Here is a 25,216-nt window from a genome sequence, read left to right as displayed (position 1 = left end):
TCCCTCACGATGAGATGAGACTGACGATGGGAAGCTGCCGCACGGGGGTGCCGGTCAGCTTTCGCCACGCATTGGCGACCGCCGGCCCTATGGGCGGCACACCGGGCTCGCCGACGCCAGTCGGTTTGTCCGCAGATTTGATGATCTCCACCGCCACATCGGGCATTTCATTGATGCGGATCGAGCGGTAGTCGTGGAAATTCGACTGCACGATCCGTCCGCCTTGGCCGAGGGTAACGGCGTCGAACAGCACGGCACCGAGCCCATAGCCGATGCCGCCCTCCATCTGTGCCTTGATGATGTTGGGATTGACCGCGACGCCGCAATCGACCGCACACCAGACCTTATGGACACGGGGCGCCACGTCGGGGCCGATCGAAACTTCCGCGACCTGACCGACGAACGAGCCGAAGCTTTCGACGACGGCGACACCACGGGCGCGCCCGTCGGGAGGTGTGGATCCCCAGTCCGCCATTTCCGCTGCCTTGCGCAGAACGCCGGCGTGACGCGACCCCTTGTTAAGCAGCGCAAGCCGTCCTTCGACCGGGTCACGACCGACGCGGGCCAGCAATTCGTCGACAAAGGTTTCGACCGCAAAACCGGTATGGGTGTGGCCGACCGAGCGCCACCACAAAGGTGGGATCGGAAGCACGATGTTGTGCGACGTGACCTTGAGATTGGGGATCTGATAGGGAAGGTTGGATGCGCCCTCTACCGATGTCTGATCCAGGTCCGCCTTGGCCATGATCGACTGTCCGACGATGATCTGTTCCCAGGCTGTGATACGGCCCTCGGCATCGATCGCCCCACGCATCTTGTGGGCATACATCGGCCGATAGAAGCCGCCCTGGATGTCGTCCTCGCGCGTCCACATGTGCTTGAGTGGTCGATCGCCGCCGATTGCGGCATAGGTCGTTGCCGCCTCCTGCATATAGGGCGAGCCGAATTGCGCCTTTCGGCCGAAGCTGCCGCCGGCAAGCTGGGTATTTACGCGGACTTTCTTTTCGTCGAGGCCAAGAATCTTGGCCGCCACCTGCTGATCGAAGCCCGGAAACTGCGCGCCGTTGCAAATGTCGACGGATCCGTCGGCGGCCTTGATGAAAACCGCGTCGAGCGGCTCCATCGGGGCGTGTGCGAGAAACGGGAAAACGATCTCCGCCTCGACCGTCTGGAGGCCTTCTTTCCGGAAAGCCTCGTCGACATTCCCGGTATTCGCCGCCTCGAGGCCCGGCTCGTCAAAATGTCTGATGTATTCGGCAGCGAGCTCCTGCGATGAGCGGGTTTCCGCCTTTGCAAGATCCCATTCGACCTTGAGGGCTTCGCGGCCCTTCAGTGCCGCGAACGTGTTGTCCGCGTAGACCGCGACGCCTTGAGGGATCTGTTTGACATCGACCACACCCATGACCTTGCGCGCCTCGCTGTCATCGAAGGTTTTCACGGTGGCGCCGAAATGCTTCGGATGGGCGACCACGGCAACCAGCAGATTGTCCGGCGTGATATCGAGCGTGAAAATCGCCGTTCCGTTGATCTTGCCCTGGGTGTCGAGCTTTGGAAGCTCGGTTCCGATCAGCACGAAGTCCTTCGGATCCTTGAGTTTGACATCTGCAGGCGGAGTTTGCCGTGCGGCACTGTCCGCCAGCGCGCCGAAGCCGCTCTCCTTGCCGGAAGACGCATGCTTTACGCGGCCCTTTTCGACGGTGATTTCGGCGACCGGTACCTTCCATTCTTCGGCAGCCACAGCAACCAGCATGGCCCTTGCGGTGGCGCCGGCCTTGCGCATCTGCTCGTAGGCGTTGGCAATCGAACTCGACCCGCCGGTGCCCTGCAGGCCGAAAGCGAGATTGGCGTAGATCTTGTTGTCAGTCGGCGAGTGGACGGCGCGCATCTGGCTCCAGTCCGCATCGAGTTCTTCGGCAACCAGAGTGGCAAGGCCGGTGAAAGGCCCCTGGCCGAACTCGATGTGCTTGGAAAGCACGGTGACGGTGTCATCCGTACCGATCTTGACGAAGGCGTTCAGCGGCCGGAGTTCGCCGCTCCCGCCGGCCGGCACCCCGGTCTGTGCCGCCGAGAGGAATTTCGGCGCGATCGCCACGCCAATGATCAGGCCGGTGCCGGCGAGGAAGCCACGACGGCTGGTTTTGATGTCATGGATCGTCATTGCTCAGCCCTCCATCGAATTGGCAGCGTTGTGGATCGCTGCTCGAATGCGATGATAGGTGGCGCACCGACAGAGATTGCCGGTCATGGCGCCATCGATCTCGTCGTCCGTCGGCTTGGGCACCATCTGCAGCAGCGCCACCGCCGACATGATCTGGCCGGACTGGCAGTAGCCGCATTGCGGCACATCCAGCCCCGCCCATGCCGTCTGGACAGCCTCGGCTTCCTTGCCGGCAATGCCCTCGATCGTTACCACGTCGGAACCATCGATCATGGCAATCGGTGTGATGCAGGACCGTCGCGGCATGCCGTCCAGATGCACCGTACAGGCGCCGCATTGCGCGATGCCGCATCCGTATTTTGTGCCGGTCAGCTTTTCGAAATCTCGGATCACCCAAAGGAGAGGCGTATCGGGGTCGCCGTCGAACGTCCGATTTTTACCATTGAGCGTGAAAGTCACCATGTCCATGCATCCTTCTCATGGAGCCGCTGGGGCAGGCTCATAACCAAGACTTATGGCACCAGTCGAGGATGGAAAGAGACTGGGCAAAATAGGCGATTAAGCCAGTCAACCGGACAGGTATCGGTTGATCAAATCAATTGCCTGTGACGTGACGACCAGCGGGTTGCGCGATCCACCGGGTCCCTTCCGATGGTTGCTGTAGGGGATCCTGCCATGAGCGATGGCGAAGATCCGATCATGAGGTATAATTGGGCCATGCCGACCTTGCCGTTAATCGCGAGTTTGAAAGAGTACCGCGCCGAGTGGCTTCGCTATGATCTGACGTCGGGTCTAGCGATTGCAGCGGTCGGGTTGCCGAGCGCCATCGCCTATCCGGCCATTGCCGGGTTGCCGCCGGAGGTGGGCCTTTATTCCAGCATATTGCCGCTTCTGGGCTACGCTCTCCTCGGATCTTCGCGACAACTCATCGTCGGCCCAGACGCCGGAACGGTTACGGTGCTGGCCGCCGTGCTATTGTCGCTCAATCTTCCGACCGCAGAAGATCGGCTCGTCGCGACCGCAGCAATCGCTGTCATCGTCGGCGGGTTGTGCTTTGCCGCTTACGCGCTACGGCTGGGCTTCATAGCAAACTTTTTATCGCGGCCGATCCTGACCGGCTTCATGACCGGTATTTCCCTATCGATCCTGATAGGTCAGATCGGGCGCCTGACGGGCGTGAAGATCGAAAGCGAAGGCGTGCTTCGACCGATCATGGAACTGTTGGACAAGGCCGACCAGATCCACTGGCCGTCGCTCACCCTCGGCGTTGGCCTTTTCATCCTCCTGCGTTTGCTCAACACCTGGCGACCCGGCATTCCTGGACCTCTGGTGGCCGTGGCGATTGCAACGGCCATGTCGGCCGCCTTCAATTTTTCCGCCGCAGGCATTCGTGTGGTCGGTGAGATCCCGTCGCGCCTGCCGACGCCGATGCTACCTATCACCACCGGGGTCTCGATCAGTGATCTCTTCTTGGGCGCTGTCGCCGTGTTGATCGTCAGTTTCGGCGCGGGCATCGTGACAGCTCGCAGCTTCGGTGCGAAGAACAAATATCCGGTCGACGCCAACCGAGAACTGCTGGGCTTCGGCGCAGCAAACATCGCCTCCGGGTTGTTCGGGGGCTTTGCCGTCACAGCATCGGATTCGCGCACGGCTATAAATGATTCCATGGGCGGCAAGACTCAACTGGCCGGTATTTTCTCGGCTATCGCCCTGGCGTTGACGGTGCTGTTTCTCACCGGCGCTCTGTCCTTGCTGCCGACCCCCGCGCTCGGCGCCATCCTGGCGTCTGCAGCCATCGGCCTTATCGATCTGCGCGCTCTGCGAGAATTGTGGCGCATCAGCCCGATCGAATTCGTCTTCGCACTCATCAGCATCACCGGCGTGTTGACCCTTGGGGTGCTGCATGGCGTGATTTTCGCTATCGGAGCGACGTTGCTCTACATCCTGATGAAGGGGCTGACGCCGCGCGATGCGCTTCTCGGCCGCATTCCCGGACGCGAAGGCTTCTACAAGCTGCATCGCTACAAGGACGTAAGACCGATCCCTGGCGTTGCCATCTATCTTCTGCAAGGCAGTCTGTTGTTTTTCAATGCCGACCATGTGCGCGGCCGCGTGGAAGAGATCGTCAAGAACCTGCCTGCCGATACGCGATGGTTCATTTTTGATGCTGGCGCGGCAGCGCAGATCGACAGCACCGCAGCGACGATGCTCGATGATCTACGGGATTTCGTCGAGGGGCGCGGGTTGACGTTCGGCATTGTCGAGCTCCACAGCGAACCTCGAGAAACCTTGCTGCGCTCGGGCGTCATCGACAAGATCGGCACTGGCATGATCTTCGATGACCTGGAGGACGCGATCGCCGCGTTCGAAGCCGGCAACGCCAAGACCGCAGCCTAGCAGGCTACGGCTCCTCGCCTTTCAACGACATCGTTAATAGCCCGGACTGACGCCGCCTGATCGGATTACGGCGAAGTTTGGCTCGGGGTAAGAACCCTGCCATTGAGCGTAGGTGGTATTGCCTCCTCCACTCGTTGCGCAGCCCGAGATCGCCAAAAGCGCCAGCATTGCGATAACCAGGGAGATATTAGGCAAAGTCGTCCTCCTCCACACTGAGGTTTCGAAACAATACGTTAAGACTTATTTGTATGATGCGCAAATCAACATTTTCAGGGTGCATTCGTACCGTATTTGCAAATCTACACAACAGTTTTCAGGGAAGTTAACTGCGCTACGCAAATAATAGGCCGAATTTCATCGGAGAAGCCGCGAAATGTATTGCGGCGTTGCTCGAACGCCAAGAAGAAGTCGATCAATCGGGTGAGGTCGATTGTTGTGTCGCTCGCCCGGCAAGGCTCGCCATCACAAAACGACGCCGGAGCAAAAACAATCGGGGCGACCCGCCGCCCTGACAGATGGCGTGGCGGTGTCTTTGCGGTCCTTACTTCGGACGGACCAGCGAACGCTAGGCGGCAATCAAAAGCCAGTGAGTGGAAAAAACTGAACGCAATGAATTGAAAATGGACTATTCTGATCTCTGTGCTAGTTTATTCTACCGCAAGGCTCACATACCTGTCCTTTATCTTTGGCAGACAACTGTTCTGGTAATGACGGCGAAGGACGCCGACAGAAATCGCAGCTATATAAATGGGCACACGAGCTCATTGGCGTGTGTCTACTCTAGTGTTGAAACGCTCTATCAAGTTCGGATTCTGGGGTGCGCGCAACATTGCCTCGCCACAGCATCCGTTATGGGGACGACAGCTTCAAGTGCTCGATCGGGACCCGGTTCAGAAACGGGGGCGTTGATCCTGCGCCCGCAAGTGTTTTGAGCAAGAGGCCTTCCAGCCTCTTTTGGAGGAAGAAATGGCGATTGAGCGGGTGTTTACGTTTTTCCGCGCGACGGTGATCGTTTTGTCGATGCTTGTGCCCTCTGGAGTTGTGCTGGCCCAGCAGACCGCCACAGCGCCTTCCACGCCGGCGGAGGCGGCTCCAGAACCGCTGAGCGACGATGAGCTCGAGATCCTCGTTGCCCGGATCGCGCTTTATCCCGACGAGTTGGTCGCGCTCATCTCCGCTGCATCGCTCTATCCTTTGCAGGTGGTCGAGGCCGAACGTTTTCTTCAGGAGAGTTCAAAAAATCGCGATCTGAAGCCGAAGGAAAGCTGGGACGGCAGCATCGTTTCGCTGCTCAACTATCCCGAGATCGTCAAGATGATGAGCACCGACCTCGAGTGGACGCAAAGCTTCGGCGAGGCGATCGCCAACCAACAGAAAGATGTTCTCATAGCGATACAGCAGCTGCGTGACGAAGCCGTTGCTAAGGATATAATCAAGACCGACGACAAGATTAAAGTCGTCGAGGAGGGTGACAACGTCATCATCCAGTCGGCAAATCCCGAAACGATCTATGTGCCGCAGTATGCGCCGGAAATGCTCTACCAGCCCGATTATGCGCCGGTACCGATCGGCTATTATGACGACCCCTATCCCGCATATTGGTACCCGGGCGCCGCCTTTTTCGCCGGAGCAGTCACCGGCGCGGCCTTCGCGGCCATCGTCGACTGGGATGACTGGGGCGTCTGGGGTGGCAATTGGGGCGGCGACATCGATGTCGATTGCAATAACTGTTTCAACAACATCGACTTCGACGGCAAGATGAAATGGAACGACGTCGACTGGAAGAATGTCGATCGCAGCAAGATCAACTTCGACCGCAATCAGTTGCAGAAGTTCGATCGCACCAACATCAAGAACAACATCAAGGCCAACGGCAACAACAACATTCGTAACCGCGCCGCCGAGATCAATCGCGACCGGCCGCAGGCGCGACCGGGCGGTGCAGGTGGCGGTCAGCTCAACGACGTGCGCAAGAGCACGCTCGATGGGCTGAAGGCGCAGCAGCGACCAGCAGCACGCCCAGGCGGCGGTCAGGCGGTAGCGAAGGCCAGGCCAGGCGGCTCGAAGCCCAGCGTGAACAGGCCCAAAGGCAACAAGCCCTCGCAGGTAAACCGACCCGCCGGCAAGAAGAAGATGGCCGCAAAGGCACAGAACCGGCCCAAGAAGCCGTCCGGCCTCGGCAACGTCAACTCGGGTCGTCGCGAGGTCGCCTCTTCGAAGCGTGGCGGACAGAGTATGGGCGGCGGTCATCGCGGCGGCGGGCGGCCTCAGATGAGAAGTGGCGGTGGAAGGCCATCGGGTGGCGGGGGCCGTGGCGGTGGCGGCCGTGGCGGTGGCAGGCGTTAACGGAGCGACAGGAGCACGATCATGAGCAAGCTTTCTCAGACTCTTCTTCTGGCATCGGCCATTTCCTTCTCCGTTGCTGCATTTCCGCTCGCTGTCGACGGGGCCCGTGCCCAGGCGGTACCAGACGCCGGCGACATCGAGAACTATGCCGCGGCGGAGGATCCGCCGCTCTTCGACGACCCGGCCAAGGCGGTGGAAATGTTCAAGTCGGCGCTCGCCGCCAACGACCTCGATGGTCTTGCAAAGCTTCTGGGCCTTGACGCCGCAAAGCTGAAAACCGGTGAAGGGACGATGGAAACCTTCGCGCTTATTCGCGAAGGTGTGGCACGCAATGTCGTGGTGCGCGACCTCGGCGAAAGCAAGATTCTCGAAATCGGTGATCGGCTCTGGCCGCTGCCGTTTCCGATCACAAAGGGTCGGGACGGCAAGTGGGCTTTCGACACCTATGTCGGGCTTGAGGAGATCGTGAACCGCCGCGTCGGGGAGAACGAACTTGAGGCGATAGAGACGGTGCGCGCCTATGTCGAGGCACAGAAGGATTATGCCTCGCAGGACCGCGACGCCGACGGCGTGCTCGAATATGCCCAGAAGCTGATCAGTAGCCCGGGCCAGACCGATGGATTGTACTGGCCGGCCGAGCAGGGCGATGGTGAGAGCCCGGTCGGCGACGAGATCAGCGAAGCAGCTCTGGAGAAGGCGAAGGCTGGAGAGGGTTATTTCGGCTATCGCTTCCGCATTCTGACGTCACAAGGCGATAATATTGCCGGCGGGAAATACGACTTCATCATCAATGACAATATGATCGGAGGCTTCGGGTTGATCGCCTGGCCGGTGAAATATGCTGAAACCGGTGTGAAGACTTTCGTCGTCAACCAACAGGGCATTGTCTATGAAGCGGATTTGGGTACGAGCACCGAAGCGATCGTGCCGTTTATCGACCGCTTCAATCCGGATGACAAGTGGAGTGTCGTCCTGGATTAGTTACCAGAAACGCGAGGAAATTCTCCCGGTCTGTCGCATAGGCGGCCGTTTGATCGAAATCAACGTTGCTAACGGATGGTGGTCCTATAAGGTTACACCAGTGACACGATCGAGCGGTATGCTGCAATTCTTCTGACTGCACGAAAACCTCGCCTTAGCGCGTGAGCATCATCGCAGGGCATCGGGCACGACGGCAGGCAGTCGTTATTGGCAGCATCAAGAACTAGTCCCTTGAACCGTCTAACGGAGTGGGCGCGATGTCCAAGCTTTCCAGCATTCCGGCCTCACCCATGTCTGGCAATGCATTGACGGAGTACTCCGTGGATGCATGGCAACGGTGGGTCTTGTTCCTTGATGTAATGCGCAGGCGCGGCGAGCAATATGAGGAACACGCTGCACGCAGCGCGCCTCATGTGCTGGACTATGAAGCCGAGCTCATCCTGGACGGCAGGACCCTGAAAGAGCCGGTCAACTACGCTCTCGTGCGCATCATACCTCCCGCCGACTGCACGATAGATCCTCTCAAGCGTCCATTCATCGTTGTGGATCCACGGGCAGGGCATGGGCCAGGCATCGGTGGCTTCAAGGCCGACAGCGAAATCGGCGTGGCCATGAAGGCCGGTCATACCTGCTATTTTGTCGGTTTCCTGCCGGAACCAGTGCCCGGACAGACGATCGAGAAGGTCCTGTACGCGGAAGCGCAGTTCCTGGAGACGGTCATTTCCCGCCACCCGGAAGCGGATGGCAAGCCCTGCGTCATCGGCAACTGTCAGGCGGGATGGGCAGTGATGATGCTGGCCGCGCTCAGGCCAGAGCTTTTCGGGCCTATTATCATCGCCGGTTCACCGCTTGCCTACTGGGCGGGTGTCCACGGGCAAAATCCGATGCGTTATTCGGGAGGACTTCTCGGTGGAAGTTGGCTGACAGCATTGGTCAGCGATCTTGGCGCGGGAAAATTCGACGGCGCCTGGCTTGTCCAGAATTTCGAGAACCAGAACCCAGCCAACACTCTGTGGACCAAGCAGTATAATCTCTACGCAAAGGTGGATACGGAATCCGAACGCTATCTCGGTTTTGAGCGTTGGTGGGGTGGACACGTCACTTTGACGGCGGATGAAATGCAGTTCATCGTCGATGACCTGTTCGTCGGCAACAAGCTCGCAGCAGGGGAGATCCGCACATCTGATGGCATGGCCATCGACCTTCGCACGATCCGTTCGCCGATTGTGGTCTTCTGCTCCAAGGGGGACAACATAACACCGCCTCAGCAGGCCCTCGACTGGATTCTCGACATTTACGACAGCGTCGATGAAATTCGCGCGCTCGGCCAGACGATTGTCTATGTCGTCCACGAAAGCGTCGGCCATCTGGGGATTTTTGTCTCCGCCGGGGTTGCTCGTAAGGAGCATGATGAATTCGCGTCAAACATCGATCTGATCGATGTGCTGCCACCTGGCCTTTATGAAGCGGTTCTCGAGCCGAAAGCAGATGCGCTCGATCATCCGGAACTGGTCACCGGGGAGTGGATCATGCGTTGCGAGGCACGGACCCTCGACGATATTCGTGCTCTCGGCGGTAACGATCTTGACGATGAGAAGCGATTTGCGGCGGCGGCTCAGCTTTCGGAGATCACTCTTGCACTTTACCGTGCGTTTGCCCAACCTTGGGTGCGCGCTGCCGTGACCCCTTCATCGGCAGAGACAATGCGACGACTTCACCCCCTCCGCCTGGGTTACGAGATTTTCGGCCCCTCCAATCCTTTTCTCGATTGGGTTCCCCAGGCAGCAGAGCGCGTTCGCGCCGACCGTCGCCCCGCATGGACGGACAATCCTTTCAGCGCCCTCCAAGAGCAGGTTTCCGGCCAAATCGTCGAAGGGCTGGAGACCTGGCGTAAAATGACGGAACGGCTGGCCGAGCAAACCTTCGGTGCGATCTATGGCTCGTCTGCGCTTCAGGCCGCCCTTGGCGTCGATCCAAAGTCAAATTTGCCACCACGCAAGGCGCCGAAGAGCAAGCTGATCAACGCGCTTGTCGAAGCTCGCACTGCGGCGCTGAAGGAGAGAATATCCGTTGGTGGTCCGCTGGAGGCTCTCGTTCGATCGCTGCTGTTCGTGGGGGTGGCCCGTGGCGGTGCCGACGAACGCGGTTTTCAGGCCATTCGCGTGCTTCGGCGTGGCCATCGAGATGCTCGCCAGCTGAACCTTTCACAGTTCAAGGCGCTGGTCCGGGATCAATACTACATCCTGCTTGTCGATGAGGCGGCGGCGCTCGCAGCCATTCCAGCGATGCTGCCGAACGAGCTTGAACAGCGTCAGGCCGCATTGCAGAGCCTGCGTGGCGTGCTCGAGGCCTCCGGCGCGTTAACGGAAGCGGCGGCGGAGCGCTTTGCCCACGTCACCGAGCTTTTCAGCCTGGATAAGGGGCGCGTGGGCGTCAAGCCGACGCCGATGGCTGTTAGACCTGCCGCGCGCAACCGCGGCGCCGTGCGATCAAGATTGTAGGAGATTATCAGTGGCTTTCTCTAGCGCGACAACTCTGGAGCCATCAAAATACGACCGCCTGATTGCGGCTGCACAAGGGGTTCCTCCCGCAATCACCATCGTAGCGCATCCCTGCGACGAGACCTCACTGCGTGGTGCCTTGGAAGCAGCCCAGCACCGGCTGATTGTTCCGGTTCTGATTGGGCCCGAGGCGAAGCTCCGCAAAGTCGCAGCCGAGGCCGAACTTGATCTCAGGGCATGCGAGATTATCGATGCGCCACACAGCCACGCCGCAGCGGCGAAAGCCGTGGCACTCATTCGCGAGGGGAAAGGCGAGCTCTTGATGAAGGGTAGCCTGCACACTGACGAATTGATGCGGGAAGTAACCGCTTCTGCCACCGGTCTTAGAACGGAACGCCGCATCAGCCATGTGTTCGTGATGGACGTTCCTGGTCACGCGGACACGCTGTTCATCACCGATGCGGCGATCAACATTTTTCCCGACCTCGATGTCAAGCGCGACATCGTGCAGAACGCGATCGACCTCTGGGTCACCATTGGCCTCGGCGAACCCCGCGTCGCGATCGTGTCAGCAGTCGAGACAGTGACGACCAAGATCCCTTCGACCCTTGATGCAGCGGCGTTGTGCAAGATGGCAGATCGCGGTCAGATCACCGGCGGCCTGCTCGACGGCCCGCTTGCGTTCGACAACGCGATAAGCCCGGAGGCCGCCCGTATCAAAGGGCTCAACTCGCCCGTAGCCGGCAGGGCGCAGATCATCGTCGTGCCAGATCTTGAAGCCGGCAACATGCTTGCCAAGAACCTAACGTTCCTGGCCCATGCGGACGCCGCGGGGATCGTGCTTGGTGCGCGCGTTCCCATCATTCTTACCTCGCGGGCAGACACAGTGCGCAGTCGCCTGGCATCATGCGCAGTTGCGACCCTTTATGCGACGGCCCGCCGTCGCTCTACACAAGTGGCGGCTTGAAGCGTGGACGCGATCCTTGTCGTCAACGCCGGCTCATCCAGCCTCAAGTTCCAGATTTTCGAGATCGTGGGCAAAGAGTTGGAGCGGCGCATCCGTGGTCAGATCGACGGGATCGGGGCGCGGCCCCGCTTGCGTGCGGCGACCGCTTCGGGCGAGGTCCTCGTCGATCGCAGTTACGAGCAGGCCGCGATGGGCGATCTGCCCGCTGCCATCGCTGAAGCTGGTGACTGGTTGCGATCGCTCGATGGCTTCGTTCTGCGGGCCATTGGCCACCGCGTCGTCCATGGCGGACCCAACTATGCGCAACCGATCCTGCTCGATCACGACATCCTCGATAAGCTCGCCACGTTCCAAGAACTTGCACCTTTGCATCAGCCGAACAACCTCGCGCCGATCCGGCTTGCCATGGAGATTAATCCGCTGGTTCCGCAGGTCGCCTGTTTCGACACGGCTTTCCACCGCGGCCATGCTCCTCATACGGACTGCTACGCCTTGCCGATGGCTTTCTACGAGGAAGGTGTACGAAGATATGGCTTCCACGGGTTGTCTTACGAGTACATCGCAGACCGGATCGGCAACGAAGCACCCGATATCGGCCAAGGAAGGGTCGTGGTTGCTCATCTCGGCAGCGGCGCTTCCATGTGCGCAATGAAGGCAGGGCGCAGCGTCGAGACGACGATGGGCTTTACAGCACTTGATGGTGTGCCGATGGGCACCAGGCCAGGGCAGATGGATCCGGGCGTCGTGCTCTACTTGATCGATCAGAAAGGAATGACAACGGGAGAGGTTACAGATCTTCTCTACCGTGCGTCTGGTCTCAAAGGTCTTTCAGGCATCTCCGGCGATATGCGTGATCTTCTGGCGAGCGACGATCCGCGCGCCGCGTTCGCGATCGATCATTTCGTCCATCGTTGCGCGCTCAGCGTGGGCATGCTTGCCGCCGCCCTCGAAGGTCTCGACGCGTTCGTCTTCACGGGCGGGGTTGGTGAGAATTCGGCGCCAATTCGCGCGCGTATCAGTGAGCGCCTTTCTTGGCTCGGGGTTGAGCTTGATGACGCAGCAAACAACGCGGGTAAAACCCGTATATCGACGCAGACGAGCCGCGTAGCGCTCTATGTCTTGCCGACGGATGAGGAGTTGATGATCGCGCGCCACGTTCATGCGCTTATCACCAGGCCCTGACCACTACAGCGCCGCGCGTCTTATTAGACGCGCCAAGGTCGCTGTAGCACTTTGAGTGGCTGCATGTTTTTATCCTTAGATCGAATACGATTTAAGGAAAAATGCAGTACGCCTTGAAACCAGATCTCACAGGAGCAGCAATCAATGTCCAGCCCGGTCGTCAAAGCGGAGCTTCTCAAAGGGAAAAAGGGGCTGATTGTCGGTATCGCGAATGATCGTTCCATTGCATGGGGTTGCGCGCGGGCCTTTCGCGCCTTTGGTGCCGAGCTGGCCGTCACCTATCTGAACGATAAGGCAAAGCCCTATGTGGAGCCTCTCGCGCGTGAGGTGGGGGCGTCGATCTTGATGCCGGTGGATCTGGCCATTCCCGGGCAAATCGAGGCTGTGTTCGATCGGATTGAAAGGACCTGGGGTGAGCTCGATTTCGTCGTCCACTCAATTGCCTTTTCGCCAAAGGACACGCTCGGTGGTCGGGTCGTCGACGTGCCGCGCGATGGCTTTCTGACGACCATGGATATCTCTTGCTGGTCCTTCATCCATATGGCCCGCCTCGCCGAACCGTTGATGAAGAACGGGGGCACACTGTTCACAATGACCTATTACGGCTCGCAGATGGTCGTTGAGAACTACAACATCATGGGTGTGGCCAAGGCAGCCCTCGAAAGCGCCGTGCGCTACCTTGCCGCAGAACTCGGGCCGAAGGGAATTCGCGTCCACGCGATTTCGCCGGGAGCGGTAGCGACGCGTGCTGCGTCGGGCATTCCAGAATTCGACGAACTCCTGGAAAAGACCATCCGGAAGTCTCCAGCAAGAGAACTTGTCAGTATTGACGATGTTGGCGTCGCTACGGCGTTTCTTGCCCACGATGCCGCACGCCTGATGACGGGGCAGGTGCTCTATGTCGATGGCGGCTATCACATCATTGATTGACAGAGCCGAGAAACGGCGCCGCTGCGCAGCCGAGATCGCAACGTTTTCAAGCCCTCAATGCTCTGTCGACAGCATTGATCAACAAGGCGGCCGGGAACGGTTTGCGTAGATACGCGATGCAGCCCGCCTTGACCGCCTCCAGGTGAAGCGCCTCATCCTCAACGGCGGTGATGAAGATAACCGAGAGGTCGCTGCCGCAAGCCTTTAGGCGGTGCCATAGTTCGATGCCTGAAATGCCACCCAAGTGAATATCGAGGACGATACAGCCAAACTGGCTTGCGTCGGCATGGCTTAAAAAGGCCTCGGCAGATGCAAATGCTTCGGTTGCAAAACCATTTGCGTTCAACAGTCGCACGACGCTCCGGCGCACGCTTGCGTCGTTCTCGACAACGGCCACTGTGCGTTGTGGGCTTTCCACTTGAGGCCTTTCTGGAGCCAAGAACAAGAGCAGCCCCGATCATGACGATCGTAGGAGCAACATTGGAGGCTGGCTATTGACCTTTGGTGAAGCGCCGCGCTCCAAGCTATCGTGGGAGCACATCCGACGCTGGTTCGAAAAGACCCAATCTCTCGGCGATCGACACGGTCTCGGCCAGGGATCGGGCTTCAAGCTTTTCCATGACGTTGTGGCGGTGCGCCTTGACCGTCCGTTCGGATGTGCCGAGAGCATGAGCGATCTGCTTGTTGAGCTTGCCGCGGACGATGAAGCCGAAAACCTCGAACTCACGTGGTGTCAGGTGCGCAATGCGCGCCCTAAGGGCGTGGATACGATCCTGCTCGACGCGCTGCGTCTCGCACCGGCGCAACGCGCGCTGGACGGCCTCCAGCAGTGCTCCCCTGGGGGCCGGCTTTTCCAAGAAATCCTCGGCACCCGCTTTCATCGCCTGAACGCTGGCTTTGACGTTGCCACGTCCCGTGAGAAACACGACAGGCAGAAGCGGCGCTCGCTCAGTGACCCTGTCCTGTAACTCCAGCCCGCTCAGCCCAGGTAAATCAAGGTCAAGGAGGACACAGCCAGGTTCGTCATGCGGAAACTGCGCCAGAAACTGATCGCCTGATTCATAGAGAGACACGCGGTACCCGGATGCCGAAAGCAGCCGCCCGACTGCGGTGCGGAAGGATCGATCATCATCGACGATGTGAACGATTGGTTCCATGGTTCATCCGGTTTGCGCGAGAGGCAATAAAACTCGGAATACTGCTCCGCCTTCTGGGCGGTTGTCGGCCCAGATCGTGCCGCCGTAGGTTTCGACTATTGCGCGCACGATGGAAAGGCCAAGCCCCGTTCCGGAGGGCTTTGTAGTATAGAACGGCTCGAAAATGCTGGCGAGCTGTTCGTTTGGTATTCCACGACCGGTGTCCGAAATCGACAGCTCGACCTTGGAATCCTTCGTCAGTGTTGTCTCAAGCATAAGCCTCCGCTCGGTCGCGACCACGTCGAGCATTGCATCCATTGCATTGGTTGCCAGATTGAGAATGATCTGCTGGACGTGGACCCGGTCGGCTCGGACCGGCAGTTCCCGCCGGGCCCAATTGGAACTCACGACGACGCCCCTCTGCTCGGCTTCGCCGCGCAGAATCCTGATCGCACTTGTGATGACCTCATTGAGGTCGAACTCCTGCCAGTCGATCTCTCCTCGCTTCTTAAGTAGGCCTCGCATCCGCGAGATGACGTCATGGGCACGCTGATCGTCGTCTTGAATGTCTATGAGGATCTGCCTGATCAGCTCGAGATCGGGCTTCTCGGACATCAGAATTGCCTCCGCCGCCTCGGCGTTGCTGCGGATTGCACCCAGCGGCTGGTTAAGCTCGTGCGCGATTGAGGCTGAAAGTGCGCCGGCTGTTGCGGATTGATTGAGGTGAACCACTTCGAGCAGACGGAGGCGCGATTCGACCTCCGCCGCCTGGCGGCGGCGGCGTTCGACAAGAAGCCCGGCAATGACTGTGCCCTGTAGAGCAACAATGGCAAGAGCGACGACGGTCGCGAACCAGTATTGTTCCCAGAAAGTAGGCTCTTTGAACATCTGGACCGTGCCTGCAGGAAGATCCTTCTCCGACAACCCCCAGTGTCGGAGCTGCCTCACGTCTGCGACATATGTTTGGGGCGACCGGAGGCTGGAAATTGGCTTGCCAGCGATGGCATCGAGCGCGAGGTTGGCCGCCGTCACGCCCAGTGACCCAAACGTGACCACGTTGCCTCCAACAATGCCATAGTCGATGTAGGTCGGGTACGGACCGTAGATCGGCGCACTGGCAGTCTTCGATATTTGTTTGATGGCTTCGCGCGGAACGAAATTGCGCCCGGTAGCGTCCTTGAAAATCGTCAGCGCCAGTACAATGCTGTCTGGAGGTAGCTCGGCGGCTCGTCTGGTGAACTCTTCGATCGTCAGGTCTTCCAGATATGTCGTTTCAAACGTTCTTGAGAAAACCGCAAGATCGGCTCGCGCGGTAGCAAGCCATGAACGGTCGAATTCGGATGATCCTCCAACTATGAAGAGATGCCGCGCATCAGGCTGGAGACCGCGAGCCATCTCCGCGGTCTTTACGATGTCAAATTCGCTGAAAGCTCCGAGCACGTCACTGGGCAAGTTCATTTCTTCGGCAGCGGAACTGCTAAAGCCCGCGACGATTATCCTTGCATCGCCCGAGATTTCGTTACGGTTCTCAGAGATGAACCGAGCCGACTCCTCGCCGAGAGCAATCACCACGTCAGGGCGGCGATCGCCATACTTGGCCGTAAGATAATCAGCCATACGGCGCATGTGCTTCGGATCAGGAAATCGCGAAAGGTCGAGAAATTCGGAGAACAGATCGATCCTGCCTTTGGTCGCGTCGAGAAGCCGCGACCTGACGGCCTCGCCGGCTGCGGTGGTCGCCGCGATCCGCTCGTCATAGGGATAGAGCACCAGCACACGGGGCACACGGTCAACAATTGCCTGAGCGGCTGTCGCCGCGGACGCAGTCGCCAAGAATGCAAACAGGCACGGAACCACACCCCTGATCGGCCAGTGCGATCGCCTGGTCCAGTTGCCCAGAACGCCCATTAATTTCCCCCGAAAGATGGGCGCAATCTACCAAGGAGAACTTGCCAATACAACCAGTGCTTTAGAATTCAAGCGCGATCTAACGAAGTGCGGTTTTGCCCGATGGTACAATATCCCAGCCGCCGGACGTCCGATAGTTTCACCGTCGTGGGTGGCCTCGCGCTGGCCACAGGCATCCAGACGAGAGGCCCTCGATCGAGGGCGTTCAGGCTACAGCATTGCTTCAATTTGCTTCGTTTCGATTCAGCAAGGACAGGCGGCGGATCCCCTTAAACGCATCAGAACTCGTGCGTTTGGTGAACCCGATCCGCCCAAGCCTTCGGAGGAGTAGTCAATATGAATTTTCGCTTCATGTGCTCTGTCGGAGCCTTGGCGGCTTCGACATTTCTCGTTGGGGCCGCATCCCAAGTGCAAGCCCAGTCGCCGTCAAAACCCAACATTCTCTTTATCGTTTCCGACGACACGGGCTATGGCGATCTGGGCCCCTATGGCGGCGGCCAAGGACGCGGCATGCCGACGCCGAACATCGACAAGCTGGCCGATGAAGGCATGACCTTCTTCTCCTTCTATGCCCAGCCGAGCTGCACGCCAGGCCGGGCTGCAATGCAGACCGGGCGCATTCCGAACCGGAGCGGCATGACGACCGTGGCTTTCCAGGGGCAGGGTGGTGGTCTGCCGGCAGCGGAGTGGACGCTGGCGTCAGTGCTGAAGCGCGGCGGCTATCATACGTACTTCACCGGAAAGTGGCATCTCGGCGAGGCGGACTATGCGCTTCCGATAGCCCAGGGCTATGACGAGATGAAATATGTCGGGCTTTACCATCTCAACGCCTATACCTATGCGGATCCGACCTGGTTCCCGGACATGGACCCGGCACTGCGGGCTATGTTCCAGAAGGTGACGAAAGGCGCGCTTTCGGGCAAGGCCGGCGGCGAGGCGAAGGAAGACTTCAAGATCAACGGCCAGTATGTCGATACTCCGGTGATCGACGGCAAGGAAGGCGTTGTCGGCATTCCGTTCTTCGACGGCTATGTCGAGAAAGCGGCCATCGAATTCCTCGATGAGGCTGCAAAGAAGCCGGATGAGCCGTTCTTCATCAATGTGAACTTCATGAAGGTGCATCAGCCGAACATGCCGGCACCGGAGTTCGAGCACAAATCGATGTCCAAGTCGAAATATGCCGACTCGGTCGTGGAGCTCGACACCCGTATCGGCCGGATCATGGACAAGCTGCGCGAAACCGGAATGGACCGGAACACGCTGGTGTTCTACACAACCGACAACGGCGCTTGGCAAGACGTCTATCCGGACGCGGGATACACTCCGTTTCGCGGCACCAAGGGCACATTGCGCGAGGGTGGAAATCGTGTTCCCGCAATCGCCGTTTGGCCGGGCAAGATCAAGCCCGATACCAGGAACCACGAACTCATTGGCGGTCTCGATCTCATGGCGACGTTCGCTTCGGTCGGCGGTGTCCCACTGCCCGAAAATGATCGTGAAGACAAGCCAATCATTTTCGACAGCTACGACATGACACCGGTCCTGACGGGTAGCGGCCCATCGCCACGCAAATCCTGGTTCTACTTCACGGAGAACGAACTTTCACCCGGCGCAATCCGCGTAAACAACTACAAGTTCGCGTTCAATCTTCGCGGCGACGATGGAGCCCAGACCGGCGGACTGGCCGTTGACTCAAACCTTGGATGGAAGGGCGCGGAGAAGTACGTGGCCACCGTACCTCAGGTGTTCGACCTTTGGCAGGACCCTCAGGAACGCTACGATATCTTCATGAACAACTTCACTGAGCGGACTTGGATGGGCGTTGTCATGGGGGAAGAACTGAAGAAGATCATGGCGACATACGTGAAATATCCTCCACGCAAGCTGCAGAGCATGGGATATACGGGCCCGATTACGCTTTCAAACTATGAGCGTTTCCAATGGGTGCGGGACTCCTTGGCGAAGGAAGGTGTTAGTATTCCGATGCCAACCGGCAACTGACCCTGGCGCGGCGGCTCCGTTCGTTCGGGGGCCGCCGTTTCTTTAACGGTCTGAGATTGCACACAGTTAGTCGACGGAGGCTCTGATGATTGCAACATGTATTTTCTTTAAATTCACCCGCACCGTGCTGCTCGGCATGGCAGCCTGCCTGTTTGTCACGACATCCGTGCTCGCGCAGACAGATCCATTGCCCTCGTGGAACAACACCGGGGCAAAGGCGGCCATCGTTGCCTTTGTGGACAGAGTAACCGCGGAAAATACGCCTGGTTATGTGCCCGAGGTCGAACGCATCGCGGTCTTTGACAATGACGGCACACTGTGGACCGAGCAGCCGATGTATGTGCAACTCGCCTTCGCCCTTGATCGTGTCAAGACGGAGGCCGCCACTCACCCGGAATGGAAGGATACGCAGCCGTTCAAGGCCGTGCTCGAAAACGACATGAAAGCTCTTGCGGCAACCGGAGAAAAGGGACTTTTGGAGTTGGTCCTGGCGACCCATAGCGGGATGACAACGGAGGAGTTTCAAAAGATCGCCTCCGACTGGATCGCCACGGCGCGCCATCCGAGGTTCAATAAACCCTATACCGAGCTGGTCTATCAACCGATGCTCGAACTGCTCGCCTATCTGCGTGAAAACGGCTTCAAGACGTTCATCGTCTCCGGTGGAGGCGTGGAGTTCATTCGCCCCTGGGCCGAGCAGGTCTACGGGGTCCCGCCCGAGCAGGTCATCGGGTCGACCATCAAAACGCAGTTCGAGATGCGGGAGGGCGTGTCGACCTTGTTCCGTCTGCCAAAGGTCGACTTTATCGATGACAAGGCCGGCAAGCCTGTCGCGATCAACCAGTTTATTGGCCGCCGGCCTATCGCCGCCTTCGGAAATTCTGACGGCGACCTCGAAATGCTCCAGTGGACCACGTTGGGCGGCACGACCACTCGCTTCGGCCTGATCGTCCATCATACCGATGCAGAGCGCGAATACGCATATGACCGCGATAGCCCGTTCGGCCGCCTCGACAAGGCACTGGATGCCGCTGCCGACAACAATTGGACGGTGGTCGACATGAAGGCAGACTGGAAGCAGATCTTTCCCGCGAAATGAAGCCGAACGTTTCGCACGCGGCATCGCCGATATTTCCAATGGGGAGGAGAAATCACAATGAGGATCAATCGCATCGCGGGTTTGATAGGCTGTGTCGTCTCCCCCTTCCTCCCTGCTACTAGCCGGAAGCCTATTCCAGTAAACAGAAGAGCAATTGGTCCCGAGAAAAATGCCAGGCATTACAGACCAAGGTTACCTCAGTTCGTTCCTTCGCCGATGCTTCGGCTGCGCCGCTCCGTGCGTCCTGATCATTTTTGGAGTAGTGGGAGGCGTGAGATTGAAGATTGCATTCTGTCTAGCTGCTGTTTTTCGGACGGCACTGCTGACTTGCGGATTATCGGTGTTCGCCACCGCCGCTACGGCGGAAATGGCTGTGCCGCCTGCCGCGGACCCGCAGATCGAAATTCACGATGGCTTTGTAGATGAGAAGGCGTGTGCTTCCTGCCACGCTGGTCAAGCCGCCGCATTCGCGAAATCCCACCATGCGAAGGCGATGGCTCTTGCCAACGAGAAGTCGGTGCTCGCCGATTTCAACAATACCCAGTTCGAATGGAACAGCGTCAAGGCAGTTTTTTCCCGCCGGGATGGCCGCTTCTTCGTTAGCACCGAAGGGCCTGACGGCAAACCGGCGGACTTCGAGGTGAAGTACACGTTTGCCTACGAGCCTCTGCAGCAGTACCTGGTCGATCTTGGGGGTGGCAAGCTGCAGGCTCTCGACATCGCCTGGGACACGCAAAAGCAAAAATGGTTCTGGCTCGGCGAAGGCTCCTCGGCGAAACCTGGCTCGACGTTTCACTGGACAGGCCCGTTCTATCGATGGAACCGCACCTGCATCGACTGTCATTCCACCGATCCCCAGACCAACTTCCAGCCGCAGACGGACGAGTATCAATCATCCTATGTCGCGACCAGCATCGGCTGCCAGTCCTGCCACGGCGGCGGTGCAAAACATGTCGAATGGGCGAGAGCCAAGGTCGGGAATGCTCAAACGGCAGCAACTGCGGGCCTCGGCCTGTCGAAGGTCGATGCGAACACTTGCTTTGCCTGCCACGCGCGGCGCGCCCGGCTTGTCGATGGCTATCAGCCGGGAAGCTCCTTTCTCGACAATTTTTCCCCGGCGTTGCTGCGTAGCGATCTCTACTTTCCGGACGGACAGATTCTGGATGAGGTCTTCGAATACGGATCGTTCCAGCAGAGCAAGATGGCAAGAGCAGGTGTGACGTGTTTCGACTGCCACCGTCCGCATGAGGGCAGCGTCAAGACCGTTGGAAACGCGCTATGCACCCAATGCCACACCCAGGATGCGCCAAAGCGCTTTGCCAGCACTGATCCGGGCGGCGCTTTCGACACTCCAGCCCATACGCATCATCCGGAAGGCTCCGCTGGCGCTCTCTGCGCCAACTGCCATATGCCCGAGCGGACATACATGAAGGTCGATCGTCGGCGTGACCATTCTTTCGTGATTCCGCGCCCAGACCTTTCCGACATGTACGGAACGCCGAACGCCTGTACGTCGTGCCACGACGGTAGGTCGAACAAGTGGGCATCGCAGACCATGGATACTTGGTTTGGTGCAGGCTGGCGCAAGCGGCCGACGATCGCACATGCGTTCGCCGCCGCGGCGAAAAACGACGCTGCGTCGATCGAAGCCTTGCGGGCATTTGTCGGGGACGAAAAACAAGCTGGAATAGTCAAAGGAAGCGCCATTGCTGAGATGAGCAGGCTCGCTGGAGCTGACGTCGCCGCAGACGTGAAGGCGGCGGCGGAGAGCCCGGATCCGCTGGTGCGTCTGGGGGCAGCCGAGGCTGCTGCCAGCCTGCCGCGGGAGTATCGGCTCGATGTCATCGGCGGACTTGTCAGCGACGACGTACGCGCAGTGCGGGTGGCTGCAGCCAGGGCACTGGGAAGCACGCAGTCGTTGGACTTCCTCGGTGATCGACGTCGTGATTTCGACCGTGGGGTGGCCGATTTGAAAGCGTATGTTCAAGCGAACGTTGACGTTGCCGAGACACAAAGCACCTATGGAACGTTTCTACTGGAACAAGGACGTCCAGAGGAAGCGGAGAAGACGCTCCGTCAGGCGATCCATCTCGATCCAACCCTTGCGGGCGCGCGCATCAACCTCGCCGAACTCTACCGCGCAACAGGGGAGGGCGAGAAATCCGAACAGACCTACGCTGAAGCCGTGGCAACCGATCCGGATCGAGCCGACCTTCGCTACGGACATGGCTTGTCGCTTGTGCGTCAGAAGGCAATGGAGGAGGCGATAGAAGAACTGAACGCGGCCGTGCGCCTGGATCCCGTCAATTCCAGATACAGGACGACAGCGGCGATTGCCCTGGATTCAGTCGGGCGAACGGAGCAGGCGTTTGCGCTCTTCGATGCTGCTGCCCTAAGCGGAGCAACGGACGCCAGTCTGCTCGGCACGGCAATTCAGATCGGTCTCAAACTCCGCCGTTATGCCGAGACGCTCCAATTTGCAGAGGCCCTGGCCCGTCTGCAGCCGGACAATTTACAAGTTGCAGAACTTATCAGGCAATTAAAGGATGCAGTTGAGCATGGTAGATAAGCTCTGAGTTTTGCATTCGTGGCGGTCGGATCGTGCGCTAGCCTTCTTGCGACGTGACGGGATGCCGGCCAGGCTTGGTTGACGACGGTTGTCACCGAGCATTGGTCGCGGATTGCCAACTTGCTCTCTAAACCTGCCCGGCGGTGTGGGCTAGCGGCAGCTTGATGGCATGCGGTCCGATGTTCAGGCCGGTCTGCATCGGCGATGCGCCCCGCGCGGTCGAGAAAGAAGGCTGCGGCCTCGCCCTTGCAATGTTTGCCGACACTCCCTTCGAAGATTTCCAGCCAGTGATTGAAATGCTCGGGAACAAAATCGAGACCCTGGTGGGCGACATGGGGCTTCCCGCCATAGCGACCCGTTTTCAGGGCTATCGACGACCAGAAGTCGACCAGCGTTGAAAGGTGCAGATTCCAATGCTCGCCAATGCGAGCGTTGAAGATCGGCCCGAGCATGGGATCGTGGCGGATGCGGCCGTAGAAGTCGTGAACGACCGCCCTTATCAGCTCTTCGGACATGCTGGCTGGAAGCAGTGTCGCAAACATGGTCTTCCCACCGATGCTTTGTGGTTCGCCATTCCCTACAGCGCCGCGCGTCTTATTAGACGCGCAAAGGTCGCTGTAGCACTTTGAATGGCTGCCTGTTTTTATCCTTAAATCGAATAGGATTTAAGGAAACGTGCAGTAGGCCGACGAGGTCGGCGCTGTAAATCCGCGGCCATGCGGCATGGTGTCGTCCTGACATAGGCCGTTCGGGTGGTCGAACGATGATCGCTTGCGTCAGCGCAAAGAGGCCCCACCGCTTTGCGCCTACCAAGGACATGGACGAGCTCGCGTGGAGAAACCGTCTTCACGGACTAGGCGGAGATGCAGGACATGATCGAGTTTGGGATGAGGGATGAGACATTGTGCGATTGCACGATCGAGGTCGCCGAGTGGTTCGCCTGCATGCCGGGGTATAATGCTGAGGCCGGGCAGTTACTCGATCTTCTGGCGCACCGCCTCGAGAGATTACGCGACCGCTCAGAACGGGCGAGAACCATGCCGGACGCGCGCCTGTCGACCTCGACGACACTCGTTTGAGGGTGGCCATTGAGATCATCGCTGGATGCTGTTTGCATGCCAGAACGTCTCGACACGCCGTCAATGTCGGGCCCGGCTTGAGATATTTGCGAATGGCGCTCTAGAGGGCGATTTTTCCGTGCCGGCGCCAACGATGTCATCGGCACTCCGCCTGCCCCCGGCGGAGTTGAAAAACCGCCTGAGCCGAGGCGAGGTCAAGAGCCAGGTCGAGGTCGGTCAGGGCGAGCACGTTGGAACGTTCAGGCTAACGCTGCGATGTGGCGGTCGCTGCTGGACTGCGACGGTGTCTGCCGACGGAACGGTCATCGACGAAGTCTTTTCGTTTGATCGCGAGCGCTTGGCGAACTGGCGCCGGCGTCACCTGGACGCAAGCCAGCGTCGCTGACAGGCGTCAGGTTGTCTTGGCATCCGGTGCGTCGGCCTCGTTAAGCGCCGAGACCAAAGCATCTCCGAGCGCCTGCCTGGCTCAAAAGATCCGCGCCAAGATCGGTCCGGGTATCGATCAGGGCCTTTATCTCTTGCGGCTCCATGAGGCTGAAGGCTGTCGACAACGCATCCGCTGTGACCGCGTCATCGGCGACAACGCTCACGCGCCGATAAGACTGCATCGTCAGGCCGGTGCGGGGATCGAGAATATGCGACAGGCGTCCCGCCTCATCAAAGCTGAAGCCTGCAATGCCCGACGTCGCGACCGCCCTGTCGACGAGCGGTAAAACGATGTCTGCGGCAGCGTCCACGTCGCTTGCCGCCAGCCCAACCTGCCATGGGCTGCCATCTGCGCGGGCCCCGATCGTCCGGCTTTCCCCCATATGGACCAGGCTGCTCGCCACGCCGTTTTGACGAAGCAGATCGACGATGCGATCGGTAATGTAGCCCTGTGCTATGCCGTTCAGGGTCAGAGCCATGTCAGGCATTGCAAACGCGATCCGGTCACCATTGAACCGGACACGGGTGAGGTCGACGTAAGCCAATGCCTGTCGGATTGCGCGTGCCGACGGACCGCGCTGATCGGAGGACGGTTTGGCGAAATGATCGGCATAGAGCGTCCAGAGCGGTTGAACCGTCGGATCGAATGCGCCGCCGGTCATTTTGTGAAAGGACCCGCAGATTTCAAGAAGATGTACCAGTTCCGCCGGCGGGGCGACGAGCGCGCCCATCCTGTTCAAGACCGAAAGGGCTGAATCACTGCGGTAGAGGCTGAATATCGCCTCCAGACGGTCGATTTCGACAACCACTCTGTCCAGCAGTCGGCGTGCCACTGCTTCGTCTTCATGGTTAAGGATCAGTGTTGCCGATGCCCCAAGCGCCTGGCCACTCCACGTGACCGGACGCAGGGCCGCTCTGGCTGCGCCGGGTAATGGCAGCAGAGGCAGGCCTATGGTCGCCCCGATGATAGCGATTGCACGCCGCCGCCCAATAATCCTAGTCATGACTAGCCTCCGTCGGTTCGGAAAATGAGGTCAACGCAGGCGATGCCCCATCTGCTCCCAGCACATAGTCTTGCGGAATGTTGGCAAAGCCGACGATTTGACCGCCATGCCTTTCGGTGAAGCTGAGCGCAGCTTGCCTTGAGGAGAAGGGAACGGCCTCGGCTGCCCCCATGCCGCCACGCAATCTGCTGCCGACGACATAAAAGGCGCTTTTGGCGTCGATCCAGTTGTCCGCTCCGGGCTTCTCCCATGTCGGCGCCTTGCCCATGTCAGAGACGTAGATAGCCGCGATCTCCTTTGGTTCTTCTGGCAGCAAGGTGAAGGCGACTGTGTCGCGGGCCGACGAAAACCAGATCGGTTCGGGTATCTGCTTGAGGATGACCTGACCCTTCGGGCCGGGATGTTCGAGCACGTTCATGCCGCAATAGCGCCCCATGGCGTCGTCGGTCAGTGAATATGGAAGAGGCGGGCTGTCTGCTTCTTCGGCGGCACATCCAACCAGCACGAAGGCACTCATCGCCACGGCGACGAG

Annotated in this window: 20 protein-coding genes; 13 read left to right on the top strand and 7 right to left on the bottom strand. The window is 59.2% G+C overall.

Annotated features, from left to right (window positions below):
• Window positions 1-4 precede the first annotated feature (4 nt).
• Window positions 5-2,158 (bottom strand): xanthine dehydrogenase family protein molybdopterin-binding subunit, encoded by a 2,154-nt coding sequence (locus ASD02_RS23560; protein ID WP_057221145.1) that lies wholly within the window; start codon window positions 2,156-2,158, stop codon window positions 5-7.
• Between the two features lie 3 nt (window positions 2,159-2,161).
• Window positions 2,162-2,620: a (2Fe-2S)-binding protein gene (locus ASD02_RS23555; RefSeq protein WP_025430442.1), complete on the bottom strand. Its 459-nt coding sequence runs from the start codon at window positions 2,618-2,620 to the stop codon at window positions 2,162-2,164.
• A gap of 213 nt (window positions 2,621-2,833) precedes the next feature.
• Between ASD02_RS23555 and ASD02_RS23550 the strand changes: the two genes are divergently transcribed.
• From ASD02_RS23550 to fabI, 7 genes are all read left to right on the top strand, one after another.
• Complete coding sequence (locus ASD02_RS23550) at window positions 2,834-4,555, top strand: SulP family inorganic anion transporter (RefSeq protein ID WP_244494269.1); 1,722 nt, start codon at window positions 2,834-2,836, stop codon at window positions 4,553-4,555.
• A 966-nt stretch (window positions 4,556-5,521) separates the two neighbouring features.
• Window positions 5,522-6,901, top strand: a complete 1,380-nt coding sequence (locus tag ASD02_RS23545; RefSeq protein WP_082555606.1) for a DUF3300 domain-containing protein — start codon at window positions 5,522-5,524, stop codon at window positions 6,899-6,901.
• A gap of 21 nt (window positions 6,902-6,922) precedes the next feature.
• The gene (locus ASD02_RS23540) at window positions 6,923-7,882 is read left to right on the top strand and encodes a DUF2950 domain-containing protein (protein WP_025430439.1); all 960 of its coding nucleotides are present in this window, start codon (window positions 6,923-6,925) and stop codon (window positions 7,880-7,882) included.
• A 257-nt stretch (window positions 7,883-8,139) separates the two neighbouring features.
• The gene (locus ASD02_RS23535; RefSeq protein WP_057221144.1) at window positions 8,140-10,383 is read left to right on the top strand and encodes a DUF3141 domain-containing protein; all 2,244 of its coding nucleotides are present in this window, start codon (window positions 8,140-8,142) and stop codon (window positions 10,381-10,383) included.
• A gap of 10 nt (window positions 10,384-10,393) precedes the next feature.
• Window positions 10,394-11,350: a phosphate acetyltransferase gene (locus ASD02_RS23530; RefSeq protein WP_057221143.1), complete on the top strand. Its 957-nt coding sequence runs from the start codon at window positions 10,394-10,396 to the stop codon at window positions 11,348-11,350.
• A gap of 3 nt (window positions 11,351-11,353) precedes the next feature.
• Window positions 11,354-12,532 carry an acetate/propionate family kinase gene (locus ASD02_RS23525; RefSeq protein WP_057221142.1) on the top strand — a complete coding sequence of 393 codons (1,179 nt, stop codon included), beginning with the start codon at window positions 11,354-11,356 and terminating at the stop codon, window positions 12,530-12,532.
• Window positions 12,533-12,676: 144 nt separating this feature from the next.
• Complete coding sequence (gene fabI / locus ASD02_RS23520; RefSeq protein ID WP_057221141.1) at window positions 12,677-13,462, top strand: enoyl-ACP reductase FabI; 786 nt, start codon at window positions 12,677-12,679, stop codon at window positions 13,460-13,462.
• 46 nt (window positions 13,463-13,508) lie between these two features.
• Here the strand turns inward: fabI and ASD02_RS23515 are convergent, their stop codons facing one another.
• The 3 genes from ASD02_RS23515 to ASD02_RS23505 all read right to left on the bottom strand — a co-directional run bounded on the left by ASD02_RS23515 (window position 13,509) and on the right by ASD02_RS23505 (window position 16,506).
• Window positions 13,509-13,913 (bottom strand): response regulator, encoded by a 405-nt coding sequence (locus ASD02_RS23515; RefSeq protein ID WP_057221140.1) that lies wholly within the window; start codon window positions 13,911-13,913, stop codon window positions 13,509-13,511.
• 73 nt (window positions 13,914-13,986) lie between these two features.
• Window positions 13,987-14,619, bottom strand: a complete 633-nt coding sequence (locus ASD02_RS23510; protein ID WP_057221139.1) for a response regulator transcription factor — start codon at window positions 14,617-14,619, stop codon at window positions 13,987-13,989.
• 3 nt (window positions 14,620-14,622) lie between these two features.
• Complete coding sequence (locus ASD02_RS23505; RefSeq protein ID WP_082555605.1) at window positions 14,623-16,506, bottom strand: HAMP domain-containing sensor histidine kinase; 1,884 nt, start codon at window positions 16,504-16,506, stop codon at window positions 14,623-14,625.
• 336 nt (window positions 16,507-16,842) lie between these two features.
• On the opposite strand from ASD02_RS23505, the gene ASD02_RS23500 reads away from it, so the two are divergent.
• The 6 genes from ASD02_RS23500 to ASD02_RS23470 all read left to right on the top strand — a co-directional run bounded on the left by ASD02_RS23500 (window position 16,843) and on the right by ASD02_RS23470 (window position 23,639).
• On the top strand, window positions 16,843-18,507 hold the full coding sequence (locus tag ASD02_RS23500) for an arylsulfatase (protein WP_057207015.1): 1,665 nt from the start codon (window positions 16,843-16,845) through the stop codon (window positions 18,505-18,507).
• An 85-nt stretch (window positions 18,508-18,592) separates the two neighbouring features.
• Complete coding sequence (locus ASD02_RS23495) at window positions 18,593-19,606, top strand: HAD family hydrolase (RefSeq protein WP_057221138.1); 1,014 nt, start codon at window positions 18,593-18,595, stop codon at window positions 19,604-19,606.
• A gap of 367 nt (window positions 19,607-19,973) precedes the next feature.
• Entirely contained in the window at window positions 19,974-22,175 is a 2,202-nt protein-coding gene (locus tag ASD02_RS23490; protein WP_244494277.1) for a tetratricopeptide repeat protein, read from the top strand.
• 179 nt (window positions 22,176-22,354) lie between these two features.
• Window positions 22,355-22,573 (top strand): hypothetical protein, encoded by a 219-nt coding sequence (locus ASD02_RS38475; protein WP_057258482.1) that lies wholly within the window; start codon window positions 22,355-22,357, stop codon window positions 22,571-22,573.
• 474 nt (window positions 22,574-23,047) lie between these two features.
• Window positions 23,048-23,254, top strand: coding sequence for a hypothetical protein (locus ASD02_RS23475; protein WP_144239243.1), 207 nt, complete (start codon window positions 23,048-23,050; stop codon window positions 23,252-23,254).
• A gap of 25 nt (window positions 23,255-23,279) precedes the next feature.
• Window positions 23,280-23,639 carry a DUF6522 family protein gene (locus tag ASD02_RS23470; RefSeq protein WP_057221134.1) on the top strand — a complete coding sequence of 120 codons (360 nt, stop codon included), beginning with the start codon at window positions 23,280-23,282 and terminating at the stop codon, window positions 23,637-23,639.
• A gap of 40 nt (window positions 23,640-23,679) precedes the next feature.
• Here the strand turns inward: ASD02_RS23470 and ASD02_RS23465 are convergent, their stop codons facing one another.
• Both ASD02_RS23465 and ASD02_RS23460 read right to left on the bottom strand, forming a co-directional pair.
• Window positions 23,680-24,684 carry an FAD:protein FMN transferase gene (locus tag ASD02_RS23465; protein ID WP_057221133.1) on the bottom strand — a complete coding sequence of 335 codons (1,005 nt, stop codon included), beginning with the start codon at window positions 24,682-24,684 and terminating at the stop codon, window positions 23,680-23,682.
• Window positions 24,677-25,201, bottom strand: coding sequence for a nitrous oxide reductase accessory protein NosL (locus tag ASD02_RS23460; RefSeq protein ID WP_113567887.1), 525 nt, complete (start codon window positions 25,199-25,201; stop codon window positions 24,677-24,679). Before ASD02_RS23460 ends, ASD02_RS23465 begins: the two co-directional genes overlap by 8 nt.
• Between the last annotated feature and the right edge of the window lie 15 nt (window positions 25,202-25,216).

Source organism: Ensifer sp. Root1252 (assembly GCF_001425885.1).
Classification (GTDB): Bacteria; Pseudomonadota; Alphaproteobacteria; order Rhizobiales; family Rhizobiaceae; genus Ensifer; species Ensifer canadensis.
The sequence above is the reverse complement of the archived record's forward strand: the minus strand, read 5'-3'. Positions and strand labels throughout refer to the sequence as shown.